This is a genomic window from Oerskovia enterophila (genome assembly GCF_001692445.1).
GTDB classification, from domain to species: domain Bacteria; phylum Actinomycetota; class Actinomycetes; order Actinomycetales; family Cellulomonadaceae; genus Oerskovia; species Oerskovia enterophila.
This window is the reverse complement of sequence record NZ_MAQA01000021.1, coordinates 40,065-62,531: the sequence shown is the minus strand read 5'-3', so window position 1 is coordinate 62,531 and position 22,467 is coordinate 40,065. Positions and strand designations below refer to the sequence as shown.

General features: G+C 73.4%; 26 protein-coding genes. 10 read left to right on the top strand and 16 right to left on the bottom strand.

Translation table 11 applies throughout. The features are described 5' to 3' along the window. The first annotated feature begins 198 nt into the window (after positions 1–198). Genes OERS_RS10275 through OERS_RS10265 form a run of 3 tightly spaced genes read left to right on the top strand, consistent with a single transcriptional unit; the run spans position 199 to position 3,418 of the window. Complete coding sequence (locus OERS_RS10275) at positions 199–1,281, top strand: acyl-CoA/acyl-ACP dehydrogenase (RefSeq protein WP_139107777.1); 1,083 nt, start codon at positions 199–201, stop codon at positions 1,279–1,281. Beyond that, positions 1,275–2,702, top strand: coding sequence for a bifunctional PIG-L family deacetylase/class I SAM-dependent methyltransferase (locus OERS_RS10270; protein WP_068625684.1), 1,428 nt, complete (start codon positions 1,275–1,277; stop codon positions 2,700–2,702). Before OERS_RS10275 ends, OERS_RS10270 begins: the two co-directional genes overlap by 7 nt. Further along, positions 2,699–3,418, top strand: a complete 720-nt coding sequence (locus OERS_RS10265; RefSeq protein WP_068625683.1) for a glycosyltransferase family 2 protein — start codon at positions 2,699–2,701, stop codon at positions 3,416–3,418. Before OERS_RS10270 ends, OERS_RS10265 begins: the two co-directional genes overlap by 4 nt. Before the next feature lie 122 nt (positions 3,419–3,540). Here the strand turns inward: OERS_RS10265 and OERS_RS10260 are convergent, their stop codons facing one another. From OERS_RS10260 to OERS_RS10245, 4 genes are all read right to left on the bottom strand, one after another. Further along, complete coding sequence (locus OERS_RS10260) at positions 3,541–4,119, bottom strand: Dps family protein (protein WP_056763696.1); 579 nt, start codon at positions 4,117–4,119, stop codon at positions 3,541–3,543. A 120-nt stretch (positions 4,120–4,239) separates the two neighbouring features. Continuing rightward, positions 4,240–5,199 carry a manganese catalase family protein gene (locus OERS_RS10255; RefSeq protein WP_068625682.1) on the bottom strand — a complete coding sequence of 320 codons (960 nt, stop codon included), beginning with the start codon at positions 5,197–5,199 and terminating at the stop codon, positions 4,240–4,242. Between the two features lie 248 nt (positions 5,200–5,447). Then, the gene (locus OERS_RS10250; protein ID WP_068625681.1) at positions 5,448–6,083 is read right to left on the bottom strand and encodes a transcriptional regulator; all 636 of its coding nucleotides are present in this window, start codon (positions 6,081–6,083) and stop codon (positions 5,448–5,450) included. After that, positions 6,080–6,487, bottom strand: coding sequence for an SANT/Myb-like DNA-binding domain-containing protein (locus OERS_RS10245; RefSeq protein ID WP_068625680.1), 408 nt, complete (start codon positions 6,485–6,487; stop codon positions 6,080–6,082). Before OERS_RS10245 ends, OERS_RS10250 begins: the two co-directional genes overlap by 4 nt. Before the next feature lie 57 nt (positions 6,488–6,544). On the opposite strand from OERS_RS10245, the gene OERS_RS10240 reads away from it, so the two are divergent. Both OERS_RS10240 and OERS_RS10235 read left to right on the top strand, forming a co-directional pair. Next, positions 6,545–7,807, top strand: a complete 1,263-nt coding sequence (locus tag OERS_RS10240; protein ID WP_068625679.1) for a PEP/pyruvate-binding domain-containing protein — start codon at positions 6,545–6,547, stop codon at positions 7,805–7,807. A gap of 18 nt (positions 7,808–7,825) precedes the next feature. Continuing rightward, entirely contained in the window at positions 7,826–8,437 is a 612-nt protein-coding gene (locus tag OERS_RS10235; protein ID WP_068625678.1) for a histidine phosphatase family protein, read from the top strand. Positions 8,438–8,461: 24 nt separating this feature from the next. Here OERS_RS10235 and OERS_RS10230 read toward each other — a convergent pair whose 3' ends face one another. The 3 genes from OERS_RS10230 to OERS_RS10220 all read right to left on the bottom strand — a co-directional run bounded on the left by OERS_RS10230 (position 8,462) and on the right by OERS_RS10220 (position 11,827). Next, positions 8,462–10,057, bottom strand: a complete 1,596-nt coding sequence (locus OERS_RS10230; RefSeq protein ID WP_068625677.1) for an MFS transporter — start codon at positions 10,055–10,057, stop codon at positions 8,462–8,464. A gap of 112 nt (positions 10,058–10,169) precedes the next feature. Next, positions 10,170–11,390, bottom strand: a complete 1,221-nt coding sequence (locus OERS_RS10225) for an RNA polymerase sigma factor (protein ID WP_068625676.1) — start codon at positions 11,388–11,390, stop codon at positions 10,170–10,172. Then, the gene (locus OERS_RS10220) at positions 11,387–11,827 is read right to left on the bottom strand and encodes a YciI family protein (RefSeq protein WP_068625675.1); all 441 of its coding nucleotides are present in this window, start codon (positions 11,825–11,827) and stop codon (positions 11,387–11,389) included. Before OERS_RS10220 ends, OERS_RS10225 begins: the two co-directional genes overlap by 4 nt. A 656-nt stretch (positions 11,828–12,483) precedes the next feature. Here OERS_RS10220 and OERS_RS10215 point away from each other — a divergent pair. Next, positions 12,484–14,091, top strand: a complete 1,608-nt coding sequence (locus OERS_RS10215) for an ABC-F family ATP-binding cassette domain-containing protein (RefSeq protein ID WP_068625674.1) — start codon at positions 12,484–12,486, stop codon at positions 14,089–14,091. A gap of 271 nt (positions 14,092–14,362) precedes the next feature. Here the strand turns inward: OERS_RS10215 and OERS_RS10210 are convergent, their stop codons facing one another. From OERS_RS10210 to OERS_RS10180, 7 genes are all read right to left on the bottom strand, one after another. After that, positions 14,363–14,959 carry a GNAT family N-acetyltransferase gene (locus tag OERS_RS10210; protein WP_211268464.1) on the bottom strand — a complete coding sequence of 199 codons (597 nt, stop codon included), beginning with the start codon at positions 14,957–14,959 and terminating at the stop codon, positions 14,363–14,365. 92 nt (positions 14,960–15,051) lie between these two features. Next, positions 15,052–15,639 (bottom strand): hypothetical protein, encoded by a 588-nt coding sequence (locus OERS_RS10205; protein WP_068625673.1) that lies wholly within the window; start codon positions 15,637–15,639, stop codon positions 15,052–15,054. After that, positions 15,636–16,196, bottom strand: a complete 561-nt coding sequence (locus tag OERS_RS10200) for a DUF6286 domain-containing protein (protein WP_056651741.1) — start codon at positions 16,194–16,196, stop codon at positions 15,636–15,638. Before OERS_RS10200 ends, OERS_RS10205 begins: the two co-directional genes overlap by 4 nt. Beyond that, positions 16,193–16,633: an Asp23/Gls24 family envelope stress response protein gene (locus OERS_RS10195; protein WP_068625672.1), complete on the bottom strand. Its 441-nt coding sequence runs from the start codon at positions 16,631–16,633 to the stop codon at positions 16,193–16,195. The genes OERS_RS10200 and OERS_RS10195 overlap by 4 nt, the downstream gene beginning before the upstream one ends. After that, positions 16,626–16,805, bottom strand: coding sequence for a DUF2273 domain-containing protein (locus OERS_RS10190; protein ID WP_068625671.1), 180 nt, complete (start codon positions 16,803–16,805; stop codon positions 16,626–16,628). Before OERS_RS10190 ends, OERS_RS10195 begins: the two co-directional genes overlap by 8 nt. Before the next feature lie 39 nt (positions 16,806–16,844). Further along, entirely contained in the window at positions 16,845–17,303 is a 459-nt protein-coding gene (locus OERS_RS21090; protein ID WP_139107776.1) for an Asp23/Gls24 family envelope stress response protein, read from the bottom strand. After that, positions 17,300–17,860, bottom strand: coding sequence for an Asp23/Gls24 family envelope stress response protein (locus OERS_RS10180; protein ID WP_056651731.1), 561 nt, complete (start codon positions 17,858–17,860; stop codon positions 17,300–17,302). Before OERS_RS10180 ends, OERS_RS21090 begins: the two co-directional genes overlap by 4 nt. Positions 17,861–18,023: 163 nt before the next feature. Between OERS_RS10180 and OERS_RS10175 the strand changes: the two genes are divergently transcribed. From OERS_RS10175 to OERS_RS10160, 4 genes are all read left to right on the top strand, one after another. Beyond that, positions 18,024–18,590, top strand: coding sequence for an RNA polymerase sigma factor (locus tag OERS_RS10175; RefSeq protein ID WP_056651728.1), 567 nt, complete (start codon positions 18,024–18,026; stop codon positions 18,588–18,590). Then, positions 18,587–19,045 (top strand): hypothetical protein, encoded by a 459-nt coding sequence (locus OERS_RS21510; RefSeq protein ID WP_157257642.1) that lies wholly within the window; start codon positions 18,587–18,589, stop codon positions 19,043–19,045. The genes OERS_RS10175 and OERS_RS21510 overlap by 4 nt, the downstream gene beginning before the upstream one ends. A gap of 98 nt (positions 19,046–19,143) precedes the next feature. Further along, entirely contained in the window at positions 19,144–19,752 is a 609-nt protein-coding gene (locus tag OERS_RS10165; RefSeq protein WP_056763722.1) for a hypothetical protein, read from the top strand. Between the two features lie 29 nt (positions 19,753–19,781). Then, the gene (locus tag OERS_RS10160) at positions 19,782–20,573 is read left to right on the top strand and encodes a glycosyltransferase family 2 protein (RefSeq protein WP_083201361.1); all 792 of its coding nucleotides are present in this window, start codon (positions 19,782–19,784) and stop codon (positions 20,571–20,573) included. An 8-nt stretch (positions 20,574–20,581) separates the two neighbouring features. Here OERS_RS10160 and OERS_RS10155 read toward each other — a convergent pair whose 3' ends face one another. Both OERS_RS10155 and OERS_RS10150 read right to left on the bottom strand, forming a co-directional pair. Continuing rightward, on the bottom strand, positions 20,582–21,250 hold the full coding sequence (locus OERS_RS10155) for a response regulator (RefSeq protein ID WP_056763724.1): 669 nt from the start codon (positions 21,248–21,250) through the stop codon (positions 20,582–20,584). Next, positions 21,250–22,419 carry a sensor histidine kinase gene (locus tag OERS_RS10150; RefSeq protein WP_068625670.1) on the bottom strand — a complete coding sequence of 390 codons (1,170 nt, stop codon included), beginning with the start codon at positions 22,417–22,419 and terminating at the stop codon, positions 21,250–21,252. Before OERS_RS10150 ends, OERS_RS10155 begins: the two co-directional genes overlap by 1 nt. Between the last annotated feature and the right edge of the window lie 48 nt (positions 22,420–22,467).

The following is a 22,467-nucleotide window of genomic DNA, read 5'->3' as shown; positions in this document are numbered from 1 at the left end:
TCCGACAACCCGACGGCGCGCCGTGCGCATGGTGGCCTGCCCCGGGCATCTCCCCCGTCCGGTCTGCTGCATGTTAGCGCTCACACACGGCAGGGTGTCAAGGTCGCCCCCTCGGCGACGCAGGACATGTCCCTGCCGCGTGCGAGCCGTCGCGACCCGGCCTACGGTGCGGAGACCTCGAACCCGTCTGGAGTCGCCTTGACCGCACTGCCCACCACGGCGCTGCCCACCGCCGTCGTGCTCGACCCCTCCCGCCCGGACGCCGGGCGCGCTCTCCGACTGACGGCGGCACTCGCCGACGTCCCCGTCCTGCGGGGAGACGTCGGCCCGGCCCTCGCCTGGGCGGCCCGCGTCGGGCGGACCGTCCCCGTCGCCAGCACCGCAGGGGTGCTCGAGCCCTGGGAGCTGCTCGCCTCGACCGCAGCGGTGGACGTCGGGGTGGCCCGCGTGCTCGAGCCGCACCTCGACGCCCTCTCGATCCTTGCCCAGGTCCCCGGTGGCGTCGACCTGGCCTCGATCGGCGCCGACGAGGACAGCACCTGGGGGGTCTTCGCCGCCGAGGGGCCCGGGGTACGCCTCGAGGCGGCATGGTCGACCGAAGGCTGGCAGCTGACCGGCACCAAGCCGTGGTGCTCGCTCGCCGACTCCCTCTCCCACGCACTCGTGACCGCATGGGCCGGGGACGGACGTCGGCTGTTCGCCCTCGACCTCCGGGCACCGGAGGTCAGCCCCGACCCGGGACCATGGGTGGCTCGAGGGCTCCCGGAGATCGTCAGTGCGCCCGTGCGTCTGCGGGCGGCCCGCGCGGTGCCTGTCGGCGGCCCGGGGTGGTACCTCGAGCGGCCGGGCTTTGCGTGGGGCGGCATCGGTGTCGCCGCCTGCTGGTGGGGCGGGGCCGTGGGCCTGGCACGCGAGCTCTTCGCGTCGACGCAGCGTCGAGACCCTGATCAGCTCGCGCTCGCCCACCTGGGCGCGGTCGACGTCGCTCTCTCGGGCGCCCGGGCCTCGCTCGCAGAGGTGAGCCGACTCGTCGACGAGGCCACGACCGAGGCCCTCGCGCCGGGGGTGCTCGCCCGTCGAGCGCGAGGTGTCGTGGTCCGGGCCGTGGACGAGACGGTGAAGCACTGCTCCCACGCTCTGGGTCCAGGGCCGATGACCGTCGACGAGGGCTACGCGCGCCGGCTCGCCGACCTCACGCTCTACGTGCGCCAGCACCATGCCGAGCGCGACGACGCCTCGCTCGGACGTGATCTCGTCGCCCGCACGAGCGCACCGTGGTGAGGTTCGACCACCGGGACGCCGGGACCACCGAGGCCGCGTGGCGCGCCAGCGGGTTCCTCGACCGTCTGCCCCCACTCGTGGTGTCCGCGGCCACCCCGCACCTCGTCGTGCTCGCTGCGCACCCCGACGACGAGGCGCTCGGGGCCGCGGGCCTCCTGGTACGGTCCTCGCGCCGAGGAACTCCTGTCACCGTGGTCGTCGCGACGGACGGCGAGGGGTCGCACCCCGGCTCCCCGACCCACTCTCCGGCGGACCTCGCAGCACGGCGTCGCCTCGAGCTGGTCGAGGCGGTCGCCTGCATGGCACCAGACGCCGACGTGCGCTTCCTGGGCCTGCCCGACGGCGGCCTGCGCGAGCATCGGGCCGCGCTGCACCAGGAGCTGAGCAAGGTCCTGGTCTCGGTCGGACCGAGCGACAGAGCGCCCACCGTGGCCCCACCGGGCCGGCCGCTGCTGTGCGCGCCGTGGCGCGGGGACGGACACCGTGACCACCGCATCGCGGGCGAGGTGGCGGCCGCGGTCGCTGCGGAACAGGATGCGCAGCTGGTGGAGTACCCGATCTGGTGGTGGCACTGGGCCTCTCCCGATGACGTCAGCGACCAGGTGACGATGAGACGGCTGACGCTCACACCGGACGAGAGGGCCGCCAAGTCCCGGGCTGTGTCGGCGTACCGGTCCCAGGTGAGCCCCCTCTCGCCCGACCCCCGAGACGCCGCGGTGGTCGGCCCCGAGATGCTCCTGCGCTCCGAGCGTGAGGTGGAGGTCTTCGTCGCGGACGAGCCGCGGAGCGCTGCCCCCGGCCAGGCTGCCGCCAGGACCACGGCGGAGACTCTTCCGGTGGCCTTCTTCGACGACTTCTACCGGGGGCGGAGCGATCCGTGGGGGTTCGAGACCCGGTGGTACGAGAGGAGGAAGCGGGATCTGACGCTCGCCGCGCTGCCTCGGCCTCGCTTCCGGGCCGGGGTGGAGATCGGTTGCTCGACCGGGGTCCTGACGGCCTCCCTGGCCGCCCGGTGCGACCGGATGACGGGTGTCGACCTCGCGCAGGCTCCGCTCGACGCGGCCCGCAGGCGTCTCGGGCAGGCCGTGGAGCTCTTGCGCCTCGAGGTGCCGCGAGAGTGGCCCCCGGGGCGGTTCGACCTCGTGGTCCTCTCCGAGGTCGGCTACTACTTCAGCGCAACCGACCTGGAAACGGTGATCGACCGGGCCCTGGAGTCCATGAGCGACGACGGCGTGCTGGTCGCCTGCCACTGGCGGCACCCGGTCGCCGGGTACCCGCTCGGCGGGGACGAGGTGCACGCCGCCCTGGCCGCCCGACCTGGTCTCGCCCGGCTCGCACGTCACCTCGAGCAGGACTTCGTGCTCGACGTCCTCGTCCGCCCCCCTGCCGTGTCCGTGGCCACCGCGGAGGGGCTCGCATGACCCCGGCGGACCGGGTGACGGGGCTCGCCGTCGTCGTCCCGGTGAACGACGAGGAATCGCTGCTGCCCCGGTGCCTCGCCGCGCTGGGGGTGGCCGTCGGAGCGTTGAGGAGCGCGCGGCCCACGGTCCGGGTCGAGGTCGTGATCGTCCTCGACGACTGCGCGGACGGCTCGGCGAGGATCGCGAGAGCTGCACCGTTCACCGTGATCGAGACGTGCCACCGCAGGGTCGGAGCAGCACGCGCCTCGGGCGTCGCCGCAGCGCTCGAGCGACTGGGCCCGGGTGGGTCAGGCTCCTGGGTCGTCAGCACCGATGCGGACTCTGCTGTCCCCGCACCGTGGTTGACCCACCAGCTCGATCTGGCCGAGGACGGCGCGGACGTGGTGATCGGCACGGTGCGCCCGGACTTCGCGGACCTCTCTGCGGAGCAGCGCGAGGCATGGGTCGCGACCCACGCCCCGGGCCACGCGAACGGGCACGTGCACGGCGCCAACCTGGGGATCCGCGCGGACGTCTATCTCGCGGCGGGCGGGTTTCCGGGGGTCGCCGAGCACGAGGACGTGGGCCTGGTGGAGCGCGCCCGGCTCGCGGGCGCCCGTGTCGTCGCCTCGGACGCGGGCTGCGTCCTGACGTCGGGCCGCTCGACGGGTCGCACTCCCGGCGGGTACGCGCGGCACCTGCGGGAGGATCTCGTGCCGGCATCTCGGGTCGGTTGAGTCGGCCGCGTACCGGGCCGACGGCGCCTCCCGGACGCACCGGACCCGTCACCACCGCACGGGTCCAGGGACGACGCGTCCCCCTGCCCGCAGGTGCGAGCAGGGGGACGGCGCGTCGTCGGTCAGGCTTCCTTCTTGGCTGCGGCCTCCGCCTTGCGAGCGGCACCGGTCTCGGTCGTCGCGCCCGAGGTCGAGAGCTCTCCACCCGAGGACTCGAGGTGCGCGCGGACGAACCAGTGGAACAGCTCGAGGTCGCGCAGGTGACCGACCAGGAGGTCGTTGGTCACGGTGTCGAGGTCCTCGGTGTCGGCGGCGGCCTGGCGGTGGTCGGCGATGACGCCCCGGTAGACCTCGTCGAGGGCACCGAGATGGGCGATCGTCGACGCACGGCCCAGGCTGTAGTCCTCCCAGGTGCGCTCGGCGACGATCGCACCCGGCGTGCCGCGCGGCGGGACGCCCAGCGTGGCGATGCGCTCGGCCGTGCTGTCCACCATCTCGCGAACGGCATCGACCTGCGGGTCGATCATCTCGTGGACCGCGATGAAGTGCGGACCCACCACGTTCCAGTGGATGTGCTTGAGCGTCAGCGCCAGATCGTTGAGCGCGTGGAGACGCCCCTGCAGGATCGCGGCGACCTTCCCCCCGTCCTCCAGGGTCAGCGACGGGACGGTGTACTCGGGCAGCTCCTTGCGGACAGCCATGTAGTCCTCCTCGATGCTCGTTCCTTCAGCTTCCTTCAGCGCAGTGCGCTTCCTCCATCGTGGCCGCGGGGCAGAGGCCTCGCAGCGCGAGCCGTGGTGAGACGCGCCACGTCACCCGCACTAGCCCCTGCTCGTCGGTGCGAACAGGGGTTCTGCAGCCGTGGCCATCTCGAGGTCGGCCGTCGCCTGGATGAGCGCGAGGAGCTCGGGATCGAGACCGGGAGAGAACTCCTCGTACCGTTCCCGGGCGATGGTCGACGGCACGCCGGGCGGGGCCTGCTCGGTCGCGTCGAGCTCCGTCCCGTCGTTCGAGGGCGACATCCCCTGGAAGATCCGCCCGGCCTCCGAGGCACCCTCGAGGTCGAACGTGTACTGCTTGGACTGAAGCCCCAGGTCGACGAGCTTCTTGACCTCGGGGAACTTCTCAGCGTTCGTCTTGGGTATGGGCAGCAGCTTGCCCCAGTCGACACCCAGCGTCTCGAGGGCCCGGGCATAGGCGTTCTCGTGCGCCTGATCCCTGACGATCAGGTAGGAGATCGTCGACCGGGCGGTCTTGTTGTCGGTCATCTCGTAGATCCGGCACTTCTGCAGACGTCCCGTGGACTCGAGCATCAGGTTGTAGAGCAGGTCCAGGACGAGGTTCCCCGAGTTGTAGACGTAGCTGCCGCTCCACGGGTTGCCGGCTGCGTCGACGGGCAGGGCACCTTGAGCGGCGACCAGGTAGTGATGGATGTTGCCCTCCCCCAGGGCCAGGTCGAGCGGTGTCTTCCCGCCGGCTCCGGGCGTGTCCAGGGGGTCGGTCTTCTTCCCGTTGTAGCGCGGTGAACCGTCGAGGAGTCGAGCGATCGTCGTGCCGATCAGCTCGACGTGGCTGATCTCCTCGGTCCCGATCCCCTGGAGCAGGTCCCGGTACGGCTTGCCCGTCGGGCCGCGGAAGTTGATGCTCTGGAACAGGTACTGCATCATCGTCCGCATCTCGCCGAACTGGCCACCCAGGCCTTCCTGGAGGGCGTTCGCGGCCGCCGGGTCGGGTTCGTCCGCCACGATGTCGTTGATCAGTCGCTGCACGTGCAGATACATCTCGAGCCTCCTCGGTGAAACCGATGTGGATCCGTCCACCGTGCGCTCCACGTGCACCGCCGGCCTCTGGGGCGCCCGGGCAGCCCTGGGGACTGCGAGTCGCCCCACCACCGTCTACGGTCGTCAGAGGACCGTCCTGTCACGGACGCGGCGCGCACCGCGGTCCCCCCGACCGGCCGCCGTACCGCCGCTCGACCGACCGCGCGGGGCGGGGTGACCTGGTCGGGCATGCGGGGCGCGCGGCCGTCTCAGACCCCTGCGCCCCGGTCGACGCCGAGCGTCGCGACGAGGTCCTCGTGGAGCTCGAACCACACCCGGTGGCACGACTCGACGTCGGTGCGGTCGACCCAGCCGCCGTCGCCCGCCTGCACCCGGTGGAGCGCGGCGGAGAAACGCACGTCATAGCCCGAGAACCGGGAGAGCACGTCGCCGAGCCGTCGCACGAGCGGTGCGAGCGCGCGGTCGAGCGCGGCGAGCTCGCCCAGCACCTCGGCGTCCCACGCCGGGTCGGTGTGGTCGTTGGCGGCGAGGCGGTCGCCGGACGTGGGCCGCAGCTGCCAGGACGTGCACGCCTGCTGCAACCGCGCGTTGAGCGGGAGGAAGTCGCGGTGGACCTCCCGCACGTCCTCGGCGCGCCCCGTGCGCGTGAGCTCGGCCGCGAGCTGCCGCTCGTTCTCGACGCGCCCCGCGACCGTGAGCGACCACCCCGCGAGGCCCGCGAAGCCCGATCGCTGGACCCAGCCGCGCGCCTCGGCGTCCTCGAGCAGCTCCCCCGTCTCGTCCTGGTCTGTCCCGAACCGGCGGGCGAGCGACGGGACGTCGGCGAACCCGACCACGCGCACGGCGTGCAGGACGAGCAGGTCGACGGGCGAGTCCTGGGTCACGTGCGCTCCTCCTGCTTGGCCGCGAGCCGCTGGTAGTGCTGCTGGCACGCCTGCGGCGAGTTGAATCCCATCGCGTCGGCGATCTGGGCCCAGGTCAGTCCCGCGCTGCGGGCCGTGAACAGCAGCGCGTCCTCGAGCCCGGCCACCTCCGCCCGGGCCGCGGGCAGGAGCGCGAGCGCGCTGAGCAGGTCGGTCGGAGCCAGCTCGGACGAGCGCCAGAGCGCGAAGCGCGCGAGGTCCACGGCCGACGGCGGCACGGGGGCAGGCTGCCACGGGCGGTCCGCGAGCGCGTCCGCACCGAGGCTTAGGAGGTGGGTGCGCGCGTCGTGCTCGCGGCGCGCCTGGTCCTGGTCGGCACCCGCCGTCTCGTGCCCTGCGCTGCCCAGGTCCTTCTTGCGTGACATGCGACGATCCTGCACAATCAACAGATTGTTGTCAACAATCTGTTGAAGGCGGTACGGATGATCATCCCCCTCGCACAGGCGGAGCGGGAGACGTGCGGAGGCAAGGCAGGCACGCTCGGGATGCTCGCGCGCGCGGGGTTCGCGGTGCCCGACGGGTTCGTCGTCCCCTTCGGCGTGCCGCTCGACGTGCACGGGCTCGTGGCCCGGCGTCCCGCCGCTGAGCCCGGCCGGTCGGACGCCGGCGTCCCGCTCCCCACTTCCCTGGTCGACGCGCTGGCACGAGGGCTCCGTGCGCTGGGCGACCCGCCCGTCGCCGTGCGCTCGTCGGCGGCAGGCGAGGACACGGCGCGCGCGTCGGCCGCGGGGCAGCACGAGTCGTTCCTCGCGGTCCAGGGTCCCGACGCCGTCGCGCACGCCGTGCGCACCTGCTGGGCCTCGCTGCACTCGCCGCGGGCGACCGCCTACCGCCGAGGCAGCGCGCAGGACGCGTCGGACGACGGCGCATCCATGGCAGTCCTGGTCCAGCGCCTCGTGGACGCCGACGCCTCCGGGGTCCTGTTCGCCCCCGCCGCGCCGGGCGGCACGACCGAGATCGAGGCCTCGTGGGGACTCGGGCCCAGCGTCGTCGAGGGCAGGGTCACCCCGGACTCCTACCGGGTCCGGGGTGACGGTGCCGTCGAGCTCACCGTCGGCCGCAAGGGGACCCGGCTCGACCGGAGGGGCCCGGGGGTCGTCGCGACCCCGGTGGGCGCGGACGACCGGGACCGCCCCGTGCTCGACGATGCGACCACCCGACGGCTAACCCACCTGGGGCAGCGCGTCGTCGAGGCGCTCGGCGGGGCCCAGGACGTCGAGTGGGCCCTGGCCGGGGAGACTCTCTGGATCCTGCAGGCCCGGCCCGTCACTGCGGACCTCCCTTCGTGGTCACCGGCGCCCGCTCCGCCGGATCAGGACCCGGGGAACGGGGTCCTGACCGGCATCCCGGGAAGTCGTGGCGCGGCGACCGGGCCCGCGCGGATCGTCCGCGACGCGTCCGACTTCTCGCGGGTGCGTCCGGGCGACGTCCTGGTCTGCCCGTTCACCGACCCCGCGTGGACTCCCCTGCTCCACGTCGCCGCGGGAGTCGTCACCGAGACCGGGGGCGTGCTGTCGCACGCGGCGATCGTGGCCCGCGAGCGCCGCATCCCCGCGGTCCTGGGCGTCCCCGGAGCGACCACGTCGATCCCCGACGGCGGCATCGTCACGGTCGACGGTTCGAGCGGCACGGTCACGACGGGGTCGAGCACGTCGACGTCTCCTGCACCTCCCGCGAACACCTGACCCCTGAGAGGACCGTCCGTGGGAGCACGACATCTCTACCTCGTCCGGCACGGCGCGGCCGACGCGTTCGGCGAGCTCACCGCCGTCGGTCGCCGGCAGTCGCGGCTGGTGGGCGAGCGCCTCGCCCGGGTGCCCGTGACGGCCGTCTGGCATTCCCCTCTCCCCCGCGCCGCCGCGAGCGCGCGCGAGCTGGCCAGGTATCTGCCGCAGGCGCGCACGAGCGAGGCGGCAGAGCTCGTCGACCACGTCCCCTACGTCCCGCCGCCCGACGAGATGCCCCGGTCCTGGGCCGGGTTCTTCGACGGCTGGGACGAGGCCGAGGCGAGCGCGGGGCGCCGGACCGCCGACGCGCTGGTCGCACGCTTCGCGTCGGCGCCCGACCCGGCGGTCCACGGCAGCGACGACGTCCACGAGGTGCTCGTCACGCACGACTACCCGATCGCGTGGCTCGTGCGGCACGCCCTGGACGCGCCGCCCGCGCGCTGGCTCGGCCTGAGCAGCGCCAACGCCGCGCTCACGCTCGTCGAGTACCGGGCCGGGCTGCCCCCCACCCTCGCGGTGCTCAACGACATGGCCCACCTGCCGACCGATCTGCGCTGGACGGGGTTCCCCGGCCCGGCGCGACCGTGACGGCACGGGGACAGGCCCGCCCGGTCAGCCCAGGTCCAGGCCGTCGAGCGACGAGCGGGGCGTCTGGTCCGGCAGGCGCAGCATGCGGAACGAGTTGGCCAGCCCCAGCAGCCCGGCGAGGAGCGGGACAAGCAGGGCCACCTGCAGCGACCGGTTGCGGGCGCGGTCGTTGATGGCCAGCACCTCGGCCTCGACCTCGGGGGGCTGCCCCGTGATCTGCTCGGCGAGCCGGGCCGTGCTCATGACCTCCGCGTCCTCCTCGAGCGTGGCGGCGATCTGCTGCTGCTCGGCGGCCGGGATGACCTCGCTGCTCTGCGTCATCTGCGTGAACCCCAGCGAGAGCGCGGCGAGCATGATGCCCCCGGCCATGGCGAGACCGAACGACAGACCGAACGACCCCGCGGCCGAGTTGACGCCTGCCGCCTCGCTGACACGCTCCTCCTCGACGGGCGCGAGCGTGTAATTGTTGAGCTGCGACACCAGCAGGCCCAGTCCGCAGCCGGTGATCGCGAGCGGGAGGACGAGGTACCACCCGCTGTCCACGCGGGGGACGAACGGGATGACGAGCCCGATCCCGATGCTCGCCAGGAGGAAGCCCGTGCGGATGATCGCCGCGGGACGACGAGCTCCCGAACGCCTGCCCGCCACGACCGCTGCCGCGAACATCGTCAGGGACAGGGGGGCGAGGGACAGTCCGGCCTGGAGCGCGTCGTACTCGAGGGTCATCTGGAAGAAGAGCGGAAGCGCGATCATCGCGCCGCCCAGCGTGATCTGCTGCAGCATCTGCCCCGTGACGCCCGTCGTGAAGTGCGGGTGGCGGAACAGGTCCGGGTCGAGGAGCGGGACCCGGTGCGCACGCTTGCGGCGTTGCAGCCATCGCGCGAGCAGCACGAGCGCGACGACCCCGACGGCCATGAGCACGCCCACGAGCTCGCCGCCCTCCTGCCAGACGAGGATCCCGAGCACCACACCACCCATGCCGATCACGGACAGCACCGCGCCCACGACGTCGACCTGTCGGGAGCCCGTGAACGGGACGTCCCGGACCAGGCCGATCTGGCTCAGGACGACCGCGATGATGACCACCTCGAGCGCGAACCCGACCCGCCACGACAGGTAGGTCGTGACGAACCCGCCGAGGAGCGGGCCGACCGCTGCGGCGATCGCGGCCGACGCCCCGACCAGCGCGTACGGCTTCTTCTGGTCCGTGCCCGAGAAGTTGCCGTGGATCAGCGACTGCATCGCGGGCAGCAGCAACGACGCGCCCAGCCCACCCACGATCGCCCAGAACACGACGATCGCCATGAGGCTCTGCGCGAGCGTCATGGCCAGCGCACCGGTCGCGTACGCGAGCAGGCCCAGGACGTAGGCCCGCTTGCGGCCGATCAGGTCGCCCACCTTGCTGTTGATGAGGATGAACGCCGCCGAGACCAGCGCCTCGAGGGCGATCGCGGACTGCACCCCGCTCGCGGTGGTGCCCAGGTCGTCGACGACCGCCGAGATCGACACGTTCATGAGCGACGTGTCGACGACCAGGACGAACATCGCCGCCGCGAGCAGCAGCATGAGCCGGCGGCTCCCCGTGGACTCGGGAGCGGCGCCCTCCGGTGTGGTGCTCATGTGCCCGCCTCGGTTCCGGGTGCCTCGCCCGCTCGAGCGGGCGGCGTCCGGGTGACGGTCGAGGGCGCCCTGGGCCCAGCCTAGGGACCCCGAGGAGGTCGTGCGCGGCGGGTCAGCCCGCGGTCGCTGCCAGGCGCGCGACCTGGGCGGCCAGGTGCCGCTGCTCGGGAAGGCTCGTCGCGCGGGCCGCCGCCCGACGGTAGTGCTCGAGCGCCGCCGTCGGGCGCCCGGCGCGTTCCAGGAGGTGCGCGCGGACGACGTCGACCCGGTGCGGGTCGCCCGGGACCGGGCCGAGCCCGTCGAGGACCACGAGCCCCGCGACCGGTCCCTCGACCATGGCGACCGCGACCGCGCGGTTGAGCGTGACCACGGGGCTGCCCGTCATGCGCTCGAGCAGCCCGTAGAGGCCGACGATCTGCGGCCAGTCGGTGTCCTCCGCCCGGTGCGCCCGGTCGTGCGCCGCGGCGATCGCGGCCTGGAGCTGGTACTCGCCGACGTCACCGCGCGCGAGCGCCCGGTCGAGCAGCGCCAGGCCCTCGGTGAGCAGGGTGGCGTCCCAGCGCGCGCGGTCCTGCTGGGCGAGCGGCACGACGTCGCCGACCGCGTCGGTCCGGGCCCGTCGTCGGGCATCCGTGAGGAGCATGAGGGCCAGCAGGCCGCTCACCTCGGGGTCCTCGGGGACCTCCTGGTGGAGCCGACGGGTCAGGCGGATCGCCTCGTCGGTCAGGTCCACGCGCTGGAGCGCGGGGCCGGCCGAGGCCGTGTGCCCCTCGGTGAAGACGACGTACAGCACGTGCAGGACCGACCGCAGACGCGCGGGCCGCTCCTCGGGCCCCGGCACGGTCAGCGGCTCGCCCGACGACGCCACCCTCTGCTTGGCCCGGCTGATGCGCTGGGCCATGGTCGCCTCGGGGACGCCGAAGGCCCGGGCGATCTCGAGCGTGGTGAGGCCACCGACCGCTCGCAGCGTGAGAGCGACGGCCGACGGCGGGGTGAGCGCCGGGTGGCAGCAGGCGAAGAGGAGCGCGAGCGAGTCGTCGCGCGCGGAGGGCTCGGCGCCCGGCACCTCGCTCGCCGCGAGCGCCCGCTCGCGCCGGCGGCGAGCGATCTCGCTGCGCTGGGCGTCGACCAGGCGCCGCGAGGCGACCTGCTGCAGCCACGCACGGGGGTGCTCCGGGAAGCCCTGCGCGGCCCAGCTCGTCACGGCCGCGAGGAGGGCCTCCTGGACGGCGTCCTCGGCCCCGGCGAAGTCGCCCGAGCGGCGTGCGAGCGTGCCGAGGACCTGCGGCGCGAGCTCGCGCAGCAGGTCCTCGACGGCAGGGTCGGACGTCAACGGGCTCCCTTCGCCGTGTCGAGGAACGCCGCCATCTCGGCAGCGTCCGACGGCGAGTCGTCCATGATCCGTCGCACCTGGATCGGCTGCTGCGTGGGCCGCCCCCCGCGCCCGGGCACGGCCGAGACCCGCGCGGCGATCTCGAGCGCCCGCGCCTCGGACTCCACGTCGACGATCTGGTAGCCGGCGAGCCACTCCTTGAACTCGGCGAACGGCCCGTCGGTGACGACCGGTGCCGAACCGTCCGACCGCACCACCTTCGCGAGGTCGGGGCCCGTGAGGACCACGGTCTCGACGAGCTCCCCGCTCGCGACGAGCTCGGCGTTGAGCGCCCCGTAGTACTCGAGGTGCGCCGTCACCTCCTCGGGCGTCCACTCGTCCATCGGCGTCTCGTCGCCCCCCGACCGGAAGTCCACGCCCACCAGGTATCTGGCCATCGGTCTCTCCTCACGTCAGTCGTGCCCAGCGTGGCACGCTCACCCCGTTGTCGGAACCGGTCGAGCGTTCTCGACATGCGGTCCCCTACGGGGGCGCGTCGTCCGCTCGTGCGCCCGGGCCGGTACCTGTCGTGCTGCAGGTATGCTCGCTGGCATGGATATCGAGGTCGACAGAATCTAGCCACCGGGCTGCCGGTGGCCGTCCCTGTCTTCGGGTGCGCATCGCACCCCGGCTGAACGACCCCTCCCTCCTCGCCGACGACGTCGGTCGAGGGGCGCTTCGCTGCTGAGCCCAGCCGAAGCCTTCCCGGCACGCTCGCGACGCCCCGGTCGCCGGCGCCCCGCGTGATCCCGGCCCTGCGCTGCCCCTACCCGTCCGTCCGGTCCGCTGGACGGACCGGACAGGTCCCCAGCGCGTCGTCGTCGGTCAGTTCGTGGTCGCGCCTCGTCCTCCCACGAGCCCGTGATCGGTCGCGTCCTTCGTCCCCGCCCGTCCGCTCCCCCTCTCCGAAGCCCCCTGGACCCGTCCTGCGGTCCGCCGCTTGCCCGCGCCCGCGCAGCGACGAGACCGCACCGGGGACGACGGGTCGGACATGGACGGCGCCGGCTCGTCCCCTCACGACTACCGCCCCCCTGGGGCCGAAGGAGCGTCTTCCATGGCCATCCGATCCGCCGTCACCCTCCACCAGCTCTCGTTCGAATGGCCCGACGGCACCCTCGCGCTGGACCGGCTCGACGGCACGTTCCCCACGGGGCGCACCGGCCTCGTGGGCCGCAACGGCACGGGGAAGTCCACCCTGCTGCGCCTGATCGCGGGGCGGCTCACGCCCACATCGGGCCGCGTCGACCTCGCCGGCGACGTCGGCTACCTTCCGCAGACCCTCACCCTCACGGGCACGACCACCGTGGCCCAGCTCCTCGGGATCGACGACGCACTCGCTGCTCTGCACGCGATCGAGTCGGGCGACGTCGACGAACGCCACTTCGAAGCGATCGGTGACGACTGGGACATCGAGTCCCGCGCGGACGAGGCCCTCCACGAGATCGGTTTCGGCGCAGCCGACCTCGATCGGCGCGTCGCCGAGGTCTCGGGCGGCGAGGCGATGCTCATCGCCATCACGGGGCTCCGCATCCGGCGCACCGCGATCACGCTGCTCGACGAACCGACCAACAACCTCGACCGCGCGACCCGAGCCACCCTCGCAGGGTTCGTCGACACCTGGCCCGGGACCCTCGTCGTCGTGAGCCACGACCTCGAGCTGCTCGAGCACATGGACCACACCGCCGAGCTCCACGCCGGTTCGCTCGGGATGTTCGGCGGCCCCTACAGCGCCTGGGCGGTCCACCAGGAGCAGGAGCAGACAGCTGCGCTGCAGGCGGCCCGCAACGCGCAGCAGACCCTCAAGGTCGAGAAGCGCCAGCGGGTCGAGGCCGAGACCAAGCTCGCCCGCCGCGAGCGTACGGCCAGGAAGACCCAGAAGGACGGTGGCATCCCGAAGATCCTCGCAGGCGCCCGCGCCAGCAAGGCCCAGGGGTCAGCCGGGGCGATGAGGTCGACGTCGGACGACAAGGTCCGGTCGGCGCAGGCCGCCGTGGACGCGGCAGACGCCCGCGTCCGTGAGGAGGAGCACATCCACCTCGTGCTGCCCGACCCTGACGTGCCCCGCGGCCGCCGCCTCGCCGAGCTGCACGGGCAGGGGCGCGACATCGTCATCCAGGGTCCGGAGCGGGTCGCCCTCGTCGGGCCGAACGGATCGGGGAAGACGACGCTCCTCCAGCAGCTCGTGAGCAGGAGCGAGCCCGTCGATGGTCGTGCGCACGGGACCCTCCTGACCGATCGGGTCGGCTACCTCCCGCAACGCCTCGACGGGCTCCTCGAGGACGCCGGTGCGGTCGACAACGTCAAGGCCGTGGCGCCGACCACGGACACCGGGACGATCCGCAACCAGCTCGCGCGGCTCCTCCTGCGCGGCGCGAGCGCCGACCGCCCCGTTTCCTCGCTCTCTGGCGGGGAGCGCTTTCGCGTCTCGCTCGCCACCCTGCTCCTGGCCGACCCGCCCGCACAGCTCCTCGTGCTCGACGAGCCCACGAACAACCTCGACATCACCAGCGTCGAACAGCTCGCGGAGGCACTCGACGGGTACCGGGGCGCACTGCTGGTCGTCAGCCACGACCACGTGTTCCTCGACCGTCTCGGGATCGACACGGTCGTCGAGCTCGACGCCTGCGGGACGGTCCGCGAGCGCGGTGACCTGTCGGGCTGAGGGAGGCCCGCGGTGCGGGGTCCGCCGGTCATGGCGGTCCCCCGCCCGACCGGAGGTCGGCGCAGCGCCCGCAACACCTCGCCGATCGTCCGTGCGGTCTCGGGGAAGCGCTCGGGGCCGGGCCCGCCTAGCTCGACCGGGCGGTGGGGCCCGAGGGCTCGGCGGTAGCTGCTCGACCCCCGGGGCGACCGGCGCGGGTCGCTGTCGATGGCCGGGTCGTGCGCCGGGTCGCCGTCGGCGAGAGGGCCGACATCGAGAAGCCGGCGGCGCGCTACTCGTTCGAGCGCGCGTCGGCCGGGGCCGGGCCGCCCGTGGAGACCCAGGCGCCGAAGGGTTCGTCAGGCATGTCCTCGTCGGTCTGCTCGGTCCCGCAGACCACCAGGCCCCGCGCCTGGTAGTTCGCCAGCGCGGCGGGACCGTCGAGCGTGCAGGTGTGGACCCAGACGCGGGCGGCCGGCGGGAGGTCGGCCCGCTCGGCGAGAGACCAGGCGGCCGCGATGCCGTGCTCGAGGAGCCGACCGCCTAGGCCGCGGCCGATCGCCCGCTCGGCCAGGCCGAAGTATCGGATCTCGACGTGCGTCCCGCTCGCATCCACGAGGGGCTGGAGATGGACGTAGCCCCAGGGACCGCCCTCGCCGTAGAGGACCCAGAACTCCGTCCCCGGCACCTCGAGCTCCTCGACCCACTGCTCACGCGTCCAACCGAGCCGCTCGGTCCAGAACCACGGTCCGCCCACCAGGCCGTAGAGGAAGCGGGCGTACTCGGGAGCGACGTCGACGGTCCGCTCGAGGCGTACCTCGTCGGGCAGGGCGCGCGGCGTGGCCACGGGCGGCTGGAGCATCTGGAGCGTCGTGATGGTGACCTTCACGGGACTCAAGGGTAGAGGCCCCGGCCGGGACGTCGTCTGCCGACCGTCCTCGGGCCGCGACGCACCGCGAAGGCCCGGCGACGCCGCGGCGGTCAGGCGACGCGAGCCGCGCGGTCTGGGCGGCGGCTGCTCCTGATCCTCAGGGTGGTGCGGGAGCGGAGCCTGTCGTCGGGCAGGACGGTCGCGGCGTCGGCGAGGAGGCGGTCCAGCCGGGCGGCGAGAGCGGGCAGGTCGGTCGCCGGGTCGACGGTGACGACCAGGCTCAGGACGAGCTCGGGCCCCTCGTCGTGCAAGGTGGCGGTCGCTCGGTGGACGGAAGGGATCTGCTGAGCCGCGTGGGCTGTCGCGTTCGCCACGGCGTCTCGGGAGATCCGCAGGCGCATGGTCCGGGTGGAGCCGGGCAGGTCCTGTTCGGGGACGGAACGGGCCGGCAGGTGGGCAAGCATCCACCACAGCGAGACGACCGCGAGGAGGACGGCGACCGCGCCGGTCGCGTAGGGCCACCACGGCTGAGTCACGGCATCCTGGGTGGCTGTCGTGTCGATCGCGTCAGGGACGCCGTCGAAGAGCTCGGCCAGGGTTCCCGTGGTCCACAGCAGGGCGGTGGCACCGACGACGACGAGCACGAGGCCGGCGAGGGCGAGCAGGGCGCGGTCGAGTCGCAGGACGGTGCGGTTCATGATCGTTGCCCTTCGCCGGGTCGCACGGTCAGGCGCGGCGGTTGCTCGAACGCCGAGAGCTGGTGGGAGACCTCGGCACGGACGTCGTCGAGGATGTCCGCGGACCCGGTCGAGCGGACCGTGACCCGCACCGCGGTGCGGGAGACCGACGTGCTGGTGCCCAGCACCCCGGGCACGTCGCGGGCTGTCGCGTTCACCCAGCGCGCGACGTCGGCGGAGCGCACGTGGATCCCGCTGGTGGCGGCGATCCGCCGGGTGGTCCGCGGACGGGGGCGGACGGCCTGCCACACCAACCAGAGGCCGAGCAGGGCGAGCACCACGCCGGCCGCTCCCACCCACGTCTCGGGCTGCAGGCCGTCCAGGGAGTCCGCGAGCGAGGCGATCCAGCTGGTGCCGGCGCCCCGCAACGCCACGAACGACGCCTGTCCGGCGAGCACCGCGACGGCCAGCAGGACGACCGCCAGGAAGAAGGCCCACGAGGTCAGCGCGAGCCCGGCCCGAGGCGACCTGGCCGGAGCGGGGACGTGCTGCGTGGATGGTGCCGTGGGTGTGCTCATCGGACTCGCTGCTCCTTGGGCGGACCGGCGACGTCGGACGGGTCGACGATGCGGGCCACGGTCGTACGGACCTCGTCGACCTGCACCCCGGCAAGGACGAGGAGCTGGTCGGTCACGGCTTCGCACACCTCGCGAGCGACGCGCGCGGCCGGGTAGGGCCAGACCAGGGCGATCTCGAGGAGGACGCGGGCACGGTCGCCGGCTCGTGAGCACACGACCTGGGGATAGCTCCTGCCCAGGGCTCTCCCCACCGTCCCGGCCGTGGCCGCAGCAGGCGCGACGCCCGCGACGCCGAGCACCGCCGCGCGGGTGACCTTGTCGACCACCCGGTCGGCGACCCGCAGCACTCCGCGGTCCGCGGCGTCGAGCGCCTCGGCGCGGACGTCGGGCCGCGGGTCGTCGAGGAGGACGTCGCCGCCCCGAGCCGGCTCAGACATGACGTCGGCTGCGGAAGGCTGCGCCGAGGTCGATGCGGCCCTCGATCTGGGCCGCGACGAGCCATCCGATGCCCCCGAGGGCGACGGCGAGGAGGAACCCCCAGAATCCCCCGAGGATCGCGGCGATGGCGAGCAGGAGGCCGGTGAGAAGACCGGTCGTGGACACGGACATGTGTACTCCTTGGACGGCGCCCGGTCAGGGCGGTGACGATCATGTCGGCGGGGGCTCGACGTCCTCGACGAAGACGTGGACCGGCTCCGAGACCAGGGCGCGCACGGCCTCGTGGACGTTGCCGGCGACCTCCGGGATGGGGCGCCCGGCGGAGACCACCAGGTGCACCTCGGCCTCGTCGGGCCGGAGCCTCACCCCGGTGACGGCACGACCCGGCAGGTAGGTGGCGACCTCCCCGAACGCCCCGGCGTGCAGACGCACGACTCCCGGCACGGCGAGCACCGCCGCCACCACCCGGTCCGCCAGGTCCTCCTGGTCGGCGACGTCCGCGTCGTCACCCGCAGAGGCACGAGGTGGACGAGGAGGAGAGGCGGCGAGAGGCCGCCCCACGGGCGAGGTGTCGAACGCTGCCGCGACGTCCAGGGGTGTCGGCGCGACGGGCTCGGCGTCCCGGCTGGACGTCGGAAGCCTGGAGGATCCCGGTGACGAGGTGGTCATCGCACTCGCCCGCCACCTTCCTCGCCCTCACCGCCGGCCGAGGACTGCTCCCGCGACGAGGACCGCCCCGAACTCGAGTCGGCGTCGTCGTCGGGCAGATGGACGTCGTTGACGTCGATGTTGACCTCGGTGACCTCGAGCCCGGTCATGCGTTCGATCGAGGTGATGACGCTCCGCCGGACCGCCTGCGCCAGGTCGGCGATCGAGACCCCGTAGTCCGCGACCAGGTCCAGGTCGACTGCGGCCTGTCGCTCGCCGACCTCGACGTGGACGCCGGAGGTGGTGTCGCTGCCGCTCCCGGGGATGTACTCGCGGAGGGCGCCGAACGCCCGGGCCGCTCCCCCGCCCACGGCATAGACGCCCTGGACGTTGCGGGTCGCGATGCCCGCGATCTTGGCGACGACCTGGTCCGCGATCGTCGTGGTGCCGTGCTCGGAGGCCAGAGCCGACACGTGCTCCGAGCTCTCGCGCGGCGCACGTGCCAGGCTGTTGTCCCGGGGTCGTGCTGAGGCCCCCGCAGCCGGGGTTCCCGTGGTGGGGGTGCTCTGCTCGCTCATCGTCGGCTCCTCGTGCTCAGGCTGACCCGCCCGGTCCGGGCGGTCTGGACGTTCCCCAGTGAGTGCTGACCTACGACCGATACGTCACGCGCTCGCGAGTGTGATCTGCGTCACACTCGCGCCGCGGCTGGCGAGTCCGCCGAGGATCGATATCGTCGGACGGATGGAACCCCTCGACGCGGGTGGCGGCTCGGGGACGGCCTCGGACCTGTTGCTCGCACGCCGGGCTGCGCTCCGTGACCGAGATGCGTTCACCCAGCTCGTCGACCGGCACGGCCCGGCGCTCTACCGATACGTCCTGCGGATGGTCCACGATCCCGAGGTCGCCGCCGACTGCCTCCAGGACACCCTGGTGGCCGCGTGGACCGGGTTCGCCGAGTTCCGCGGAGAGTCCACCCCGCGCACCTGGCTCTTCGGGATCGCCACCCGCCAGGCCTATCGGCACCGGAGCCGCGTCGCGCTGCAGCCCGGCCCCCTGCCCGACGACCTCGTCGAGACCGCGACGCACCGACCCGACCAGGACGCCGTGGACAGCGCGCTCGTCGAGGCCCTCGACATCGCCCTGCTCGGTCTGCCACCGTTGCAGAGGTCGTGCTGGCTGCTGCGCGAGATCGAAGGACTGCACTACGCCGAGATCGCGCTGATCCTCGGCACGAGCCACGACGCCGTACGCGGGCTCCTCCACCGGGCCCGCTCCACGCTGGCCGAGACGATGGAGGGATGGCGATGAGCGACGAAGCCGTCCTCGACCGCGCCACGCAGGCACTGCGGCGTCACACCGACCGAGGGTGGACCGTCGTGCGGGAGAACGCACTCCTCAGGGCGCTGTCCGCCTTCCGCCCCTCTGCCCCGGTCCGCGGTCGCACGGCCACCCCCGCCGGCGCTGCGGACTACTTCGTCGCGGCCGACGTCGTGGTCGCGGCGCTCCGCGAGAGCGTCGCCGCGGTGCCGAGCGCCGCGCCGCTCACGATCACCTGCTCGACCGACGACCACGACCGGCTCGTGGCCGTCACGATCGAGATCGTCGCCGCGTTCGACGATCCGCTCCTCCCGCTCGCCGCCGCCGTCCGTCGCGCCGCGACCTCCCGCCTGCGGATCGTGCTCGGTGACCTCGCCCCCCTGGCCGGCGCGGTCGCCGTCCACGTCGCCATCACCGACGTCACGGACGACCCGCGCGAGCTCTAGTGCACGCCAGGACCGGCGCCGTGGGTCTCGCCGCCGCCGGACGACCCGCGCTGTCCCGTTCCCGCGCGAGTCACCGTGAGCGTCGCTAGGTTTGCCCGATGACCACCGGCGAGATCCGCGGACGCAGCACAGCGTGGACCGCCGCGGGTGACCTCGTGCGGGTCCTCGCCGGGATCGCGGTCCCCGTGGGCGGCCTGCTCTACGGCCCGGTCGGGATCGCCCTGCTCTCGCTCGTGCTGCTCGGCACCGTGCTCCCCCGCGCGATCGGGCTCGACGGGCCCGTCGACCCTGCCATCGGCCTGACCCTGTCGGCCGCGGCCTGGATCAGCCTCCTGGACCTCTATGCCCTGGCCTCCTGGCTCGATCTCGTCGTGCACCTGGTGGCGACCGCCGTCCTCACGGTCCTCGCCTATGCACTCCTCGTGTTCCTGGGGGCCCTTCCCGTGCCCGGTGCGATGCTCGCCCGATCGACCGGGGCAGGCGCTCGCCACGACGGGTCCGGCCTCTCCCGCCCACGTCTCGGTGGTGTGGTGACGGCGACGGCGCTCGGTGTCCTCCTCTCGCTGCTGTGGGAGGTGGGCGAGTGGGCCGGCGCCACCTTCGTCGACGAGTCGATCAACGTCGGCTACCGGGACACGCTCGGCGACCTCGTCGCGGGCGGGGTCGGCGCCCTCCTCGCCGGGCTCTTCCTGGTGAGGCGTCCGTGAGCCCGGCGGCCTCGGGCTGCGCCATTCCGATGACGGTCGTCATCCCCGTCAAGGACGACGCCGTGCTCCTCGAGAGCTGCCTGTCCGCGCTCGCTCGACAGACCCGGCCCCCGCACGAGGTGATCGTGGTCGACAACGCCTCCTCGGACGACAGCGCGGCCGTGGCGCGCCGCGCGGGCGCGCGCGTGATCAGCGAGACTCGGCCCGGCATCGCTGCGGCTGCGTCCACCGGGTACGACGCCGTCCTGGCCGGCATCATCGTGCGCTGCGACGCCGACACCCTTCCTCCCGAGGACTGGCTCGAACGGGTGCACCGAGCCTTCTCCGACGACCCGGGGCTGACCGCCCTCACCGGTTCGGGCTTCTTCTACGACCTGCCCGCGGTCCGTGGTCGCCTCGCCCGGATCTTCTACCTGTGGGGCTACTACGGGGGGATGCGCGCCGCCATCGGCAACGTCCCCCTGTGGGGGTCCAACATGGCGATGCGCGTCGACGCCTGGCGCGGGGTCCGTCGCCACGTCCACCGGTACGACGCGCTCGTGCACGACGACACCGACCTCAGCTTCCAGCTCGGCAGCACCGCCCGTGTCCGCTACGACCCCCGGCTCGTCGTCGGCGTCTCAGGGCGCACCTTCGAGTCCGTGGCCGCCGTGCGCCGACGCTTCCGGCTCGCGTGGCACACGCTCGCCGTGAACTGGGCCGACAGCCCGCCCTGGGACAGGTGGTCGGCGCGGATCACGTCCAGGTGGCGCCGCCACCCACCCCCCGCCCAGGGTGCGGTTCGGCGACGGCCACGATCACGTCGGCCCCCACGAGGCTGAAGCCACCGTCACGGCCGCGCCGTGACCAGACCCGACTCGTAGGCGAGGATCACCAGATGAGCCCGGTCGCGCGCGTGCACCTTGGCCATGATCCGGTTGACGTGCGTCTTGGCGGTGTGCGCGGAGATCACGAGCTCGGCCGCGATCTCCTGGTTGGTCAGGCCGCGGGCCACGAGCAGGAACACCTCGCGCTCGCGCTCGGTGAGCCGGTCGAGCCCCTCGTCCTCCCACGCTCCCGCTCGAGGGCTCTGCCGGCGCACGAAACGCTGGACGAGCGCCCGCGTCGCGGCCGACGACAGCAGCGCCTCGCCCAGGTGGATCGTGTGGACCGCGCGCACGATGTCCTCGGGCTCGGCGCCCTTGCCGATGAACCCGCTCGCCCCCGCGCGCAGCGCCGCGACGACGTACTCGTCCTCCTCGAACGTCGTCAGGACGAGCACGCGCGTGGTGGCCCCCGTCGGACCGGCGCAGATCTGCTCGGTCGCGGCGATCCCGTCGAGCTCGGGCATCCGGATGTCCATGAGGACGACGTCGGGAGCCAGCTCCGCGGCGGCGCGGACGGCCTCGCGGCCGTTCGACGCGTCGCCGACGACCCGGATCCCTCCGCTGTCGGTGAGGATGTCGCGCACGGCCTGGCGCACCAAGGGTTGGTCGTCGACGACGAGGACCGTGATCATCACTGTCCTCTTCCCCCGGCGCTCTGCGCGCTCGTCTCGGCGGGCAGCGTGATCTCGAGCCGGAACTCGCCGTCCGTGTCCGACGTCGTCGCGCGCCCCCGCACGGACGCGACCCGCTCGCGCAGCCCGCGCAGGCCGTGACCGCTCGAGGGTGCGTCGGCGTCCTCGACGCGCAGCGGGCTCGTGATCGTCAGGGCGAGCGCACCGTCGCCGGCTCGGACGTCCACGACCGCCCGGTCGCCACCCCCGTGCTTGTGCGCGTTCGTGAGGCCCTCCTGGACGGCGAGGTAGGCGACGTGGTCGCAGGCCGGCGAGAGCGCGACGAGGACCGGTTCCCGCCGCAGCTCGACGTGCAGGCCCGCGTCGGCGAAGCGGCGGACGAGCGCGTCGAGCTGGTCCAGCCCCGCCTGCGGGCGGAGGTCGGGCCGTTCGCCGTCGTCGTCGGCGCGCAGGAGCGCCATGAGCCCGCCGATGTCCGCGAGGACCGTCCGTGACGCGCTCCGGATGGTGGTGAGGGCCTCGCGGGCCCGTTCGGGCCGGGACTCGAGCGACGACGACGCGACGCCCGCGCTCAGGCTGATCACCGAGATCTGGTGGGCGACGACGTCGTGCAGGTCGCGGGCGATACGAACCCGCTCCTCGACCACGCGCCGTCGTGCCTCGTCCTCGCGGCCCTGCTCGGCCCGTTCTGCCCGCTCCGTCACGGCCGCGATCGCCTCGCGCCGCGACCTCGTCGCGTCACCCAGGGCTCCCGCCAGGACGATGAACGTCACGAACTGGACCGCACGCGAGTCGAACAGCTCCCCGTCGAGCGGCACCGCGCTCACGAAGAACACCACGAGGGCCGCTGCGGCCACGCACACGAGCCCGAGGGACCGCCGCGTCCGGTCGGCGACCGAGAAGGCCGTGATCATGACGGCGACGAGCGCGCCCGGGGCCAGCGTGCCCGCGAGCGCTACCGCGACGGTGCACGCCAGAGACACCCCGAGGGCGACGAGCGGGAGCCGCCGACGCAGCGGGATCACCACGACGGGCACGAGCGCGACCACGAGCAGCAGCCCCCGGGCACGGAAGAGCTCGTCGGGGAACGGCAGGACGCCGAAGAGCACGACGGCGGCGACCGCGACGACGTCGCTCAGGGGTACTGCGGCAGCTCGAGAGGACGGCACTCCCCCAGTATCCCGGCCGAGCGGTCCGGACGGATCGCCCCCGAGGGT

Coding starts and splice junctions, on each gene's coding strand:
- OERS_RS10265 (WP_068625683.1), top strand. CDS start 2,699: ATGACCCCGGCGGACCGGGTGACGGGGCTCGCCGTCGTCGTCCCGGTG.
- OERS_RS10230 (WP_068625677.1), bottom strand. CDS start 10,057: ATGAGCACCACACCGGAGGGCGCCGCTCCCGAGTCCACGGGGAGCCGC.
- OERS_RS10160 (WP_083201361.1), top strand. CDS start 19,782: ATGACGGTCGTCATCCCCGTCAAGGACGACGCCGTGCTCCTCGAGAGC.
- OERS_RS10205 (WP_068625673.1), bottom strand. CDS start 15,639: ATGAACCGCACCGTCCTGCGACTCGACCGCGCCCTGCTCGCCCTCGCC.
- OERS_RS10165 (WP_056763722.1), top strand. CDS start 19,144: ATGACCACCGGCGAGATCCGCGGACGCAGCACAGCGTGGACCGCCGCG.
- OERS_RS10190 (WP_068625671.1), bottom strand. CDS start 16,805: ATGTCCGTGTCCACGACCGGTCTTCTCACCGGCCTCCTGCTCGCCATC.
- OERS_RS10155 (WP_056763724.1), bottom strand. CDS start 21,250: ATGATCACGGTCCTCGTCGTCGACGACCAACCCTTGGTGCGCCAGGCC.
- OERS_RS10255 (WP_068625682.1), bottom strand. CDS start 5,199: ATGTATCTGCACGTGCAGCGACTGATCAACGACATCGTGGCGGACGAA.
- OERS_RS21510 (WP_157257642.1), top strand. CDS start 18,587: ATGAGCGACGAAGCCGTCCTCGACCGCGCCACGCAGGCACTGCGGCGT.
- OERS_RS21090 (WP_139107776.1), bottom strand. CDS start 17,303: ATGACCACCTCGTCACCGGGATCCTCCAGGCTTCCGACGTCCAGCCGG.
- OERS_RS10220 (WP_068625675.1), bottom strand. CDS start 11,827: ATGGCCAGATACCTGGTGGGCGTGGACTTCCGGTCGGGGGGCGACGAG.
- OERS_RS10260 (WP_056763696.1), bottom strand. CDS start 4,119: ATGGCTGTCCGCAAGGAGCTGCCCGAGTACACCGTCCCGTCGCTGACC.
- OERS_RS10240 (WP_068625679.1), top strand. CDS start 6,545: ATGATCATCCCCCTCGCACAGGCGGAGCGGGAGACGTGCGGAGGCAAG.
- OERS_RS10215 (WP_068625674.1), top strand. CDS start 12,484: ATGGCCATCCGATCCGCCGTCACCCTCCACCAGCTCTCGTTCGAATGG.
- OERS_RS10200 (WP_056651741.1), bottom strand. CDS start 16,196: ATGAGCACACCCACGGCACCATCCACGCAGCACGTCCCCGCTCCGGCC.
- OERS_RS10175 (WP_056651728.1), top strand. CDS start 18,024: ATGGAACCCCTCGACGCGGGTGGCGGCTCGGGGACGGCCTCGGACCTG.
- OERS_RS10195 (WP_068625672.1), bottom strand. CDS start 16,633: ATGTCTGAGCCGGCTCGGGGCGGCGACGTCCTCCTCGACGACCCGCGG.
- OERS_RS10245 (WP_068625680.1), bottom strand. CDS start 6,487: ATGTCACGCAAGAAGGACCTGGGCAGCGCAGGGCACGAGACGGCGGGT.
- OERS_RS10180 (WP_056651731.1), bottom strand. CDS start 17,860: ATGAGCGAGCAGAGCACCCCCACCACGGGAACCCCGGCTGCGGGGGCC.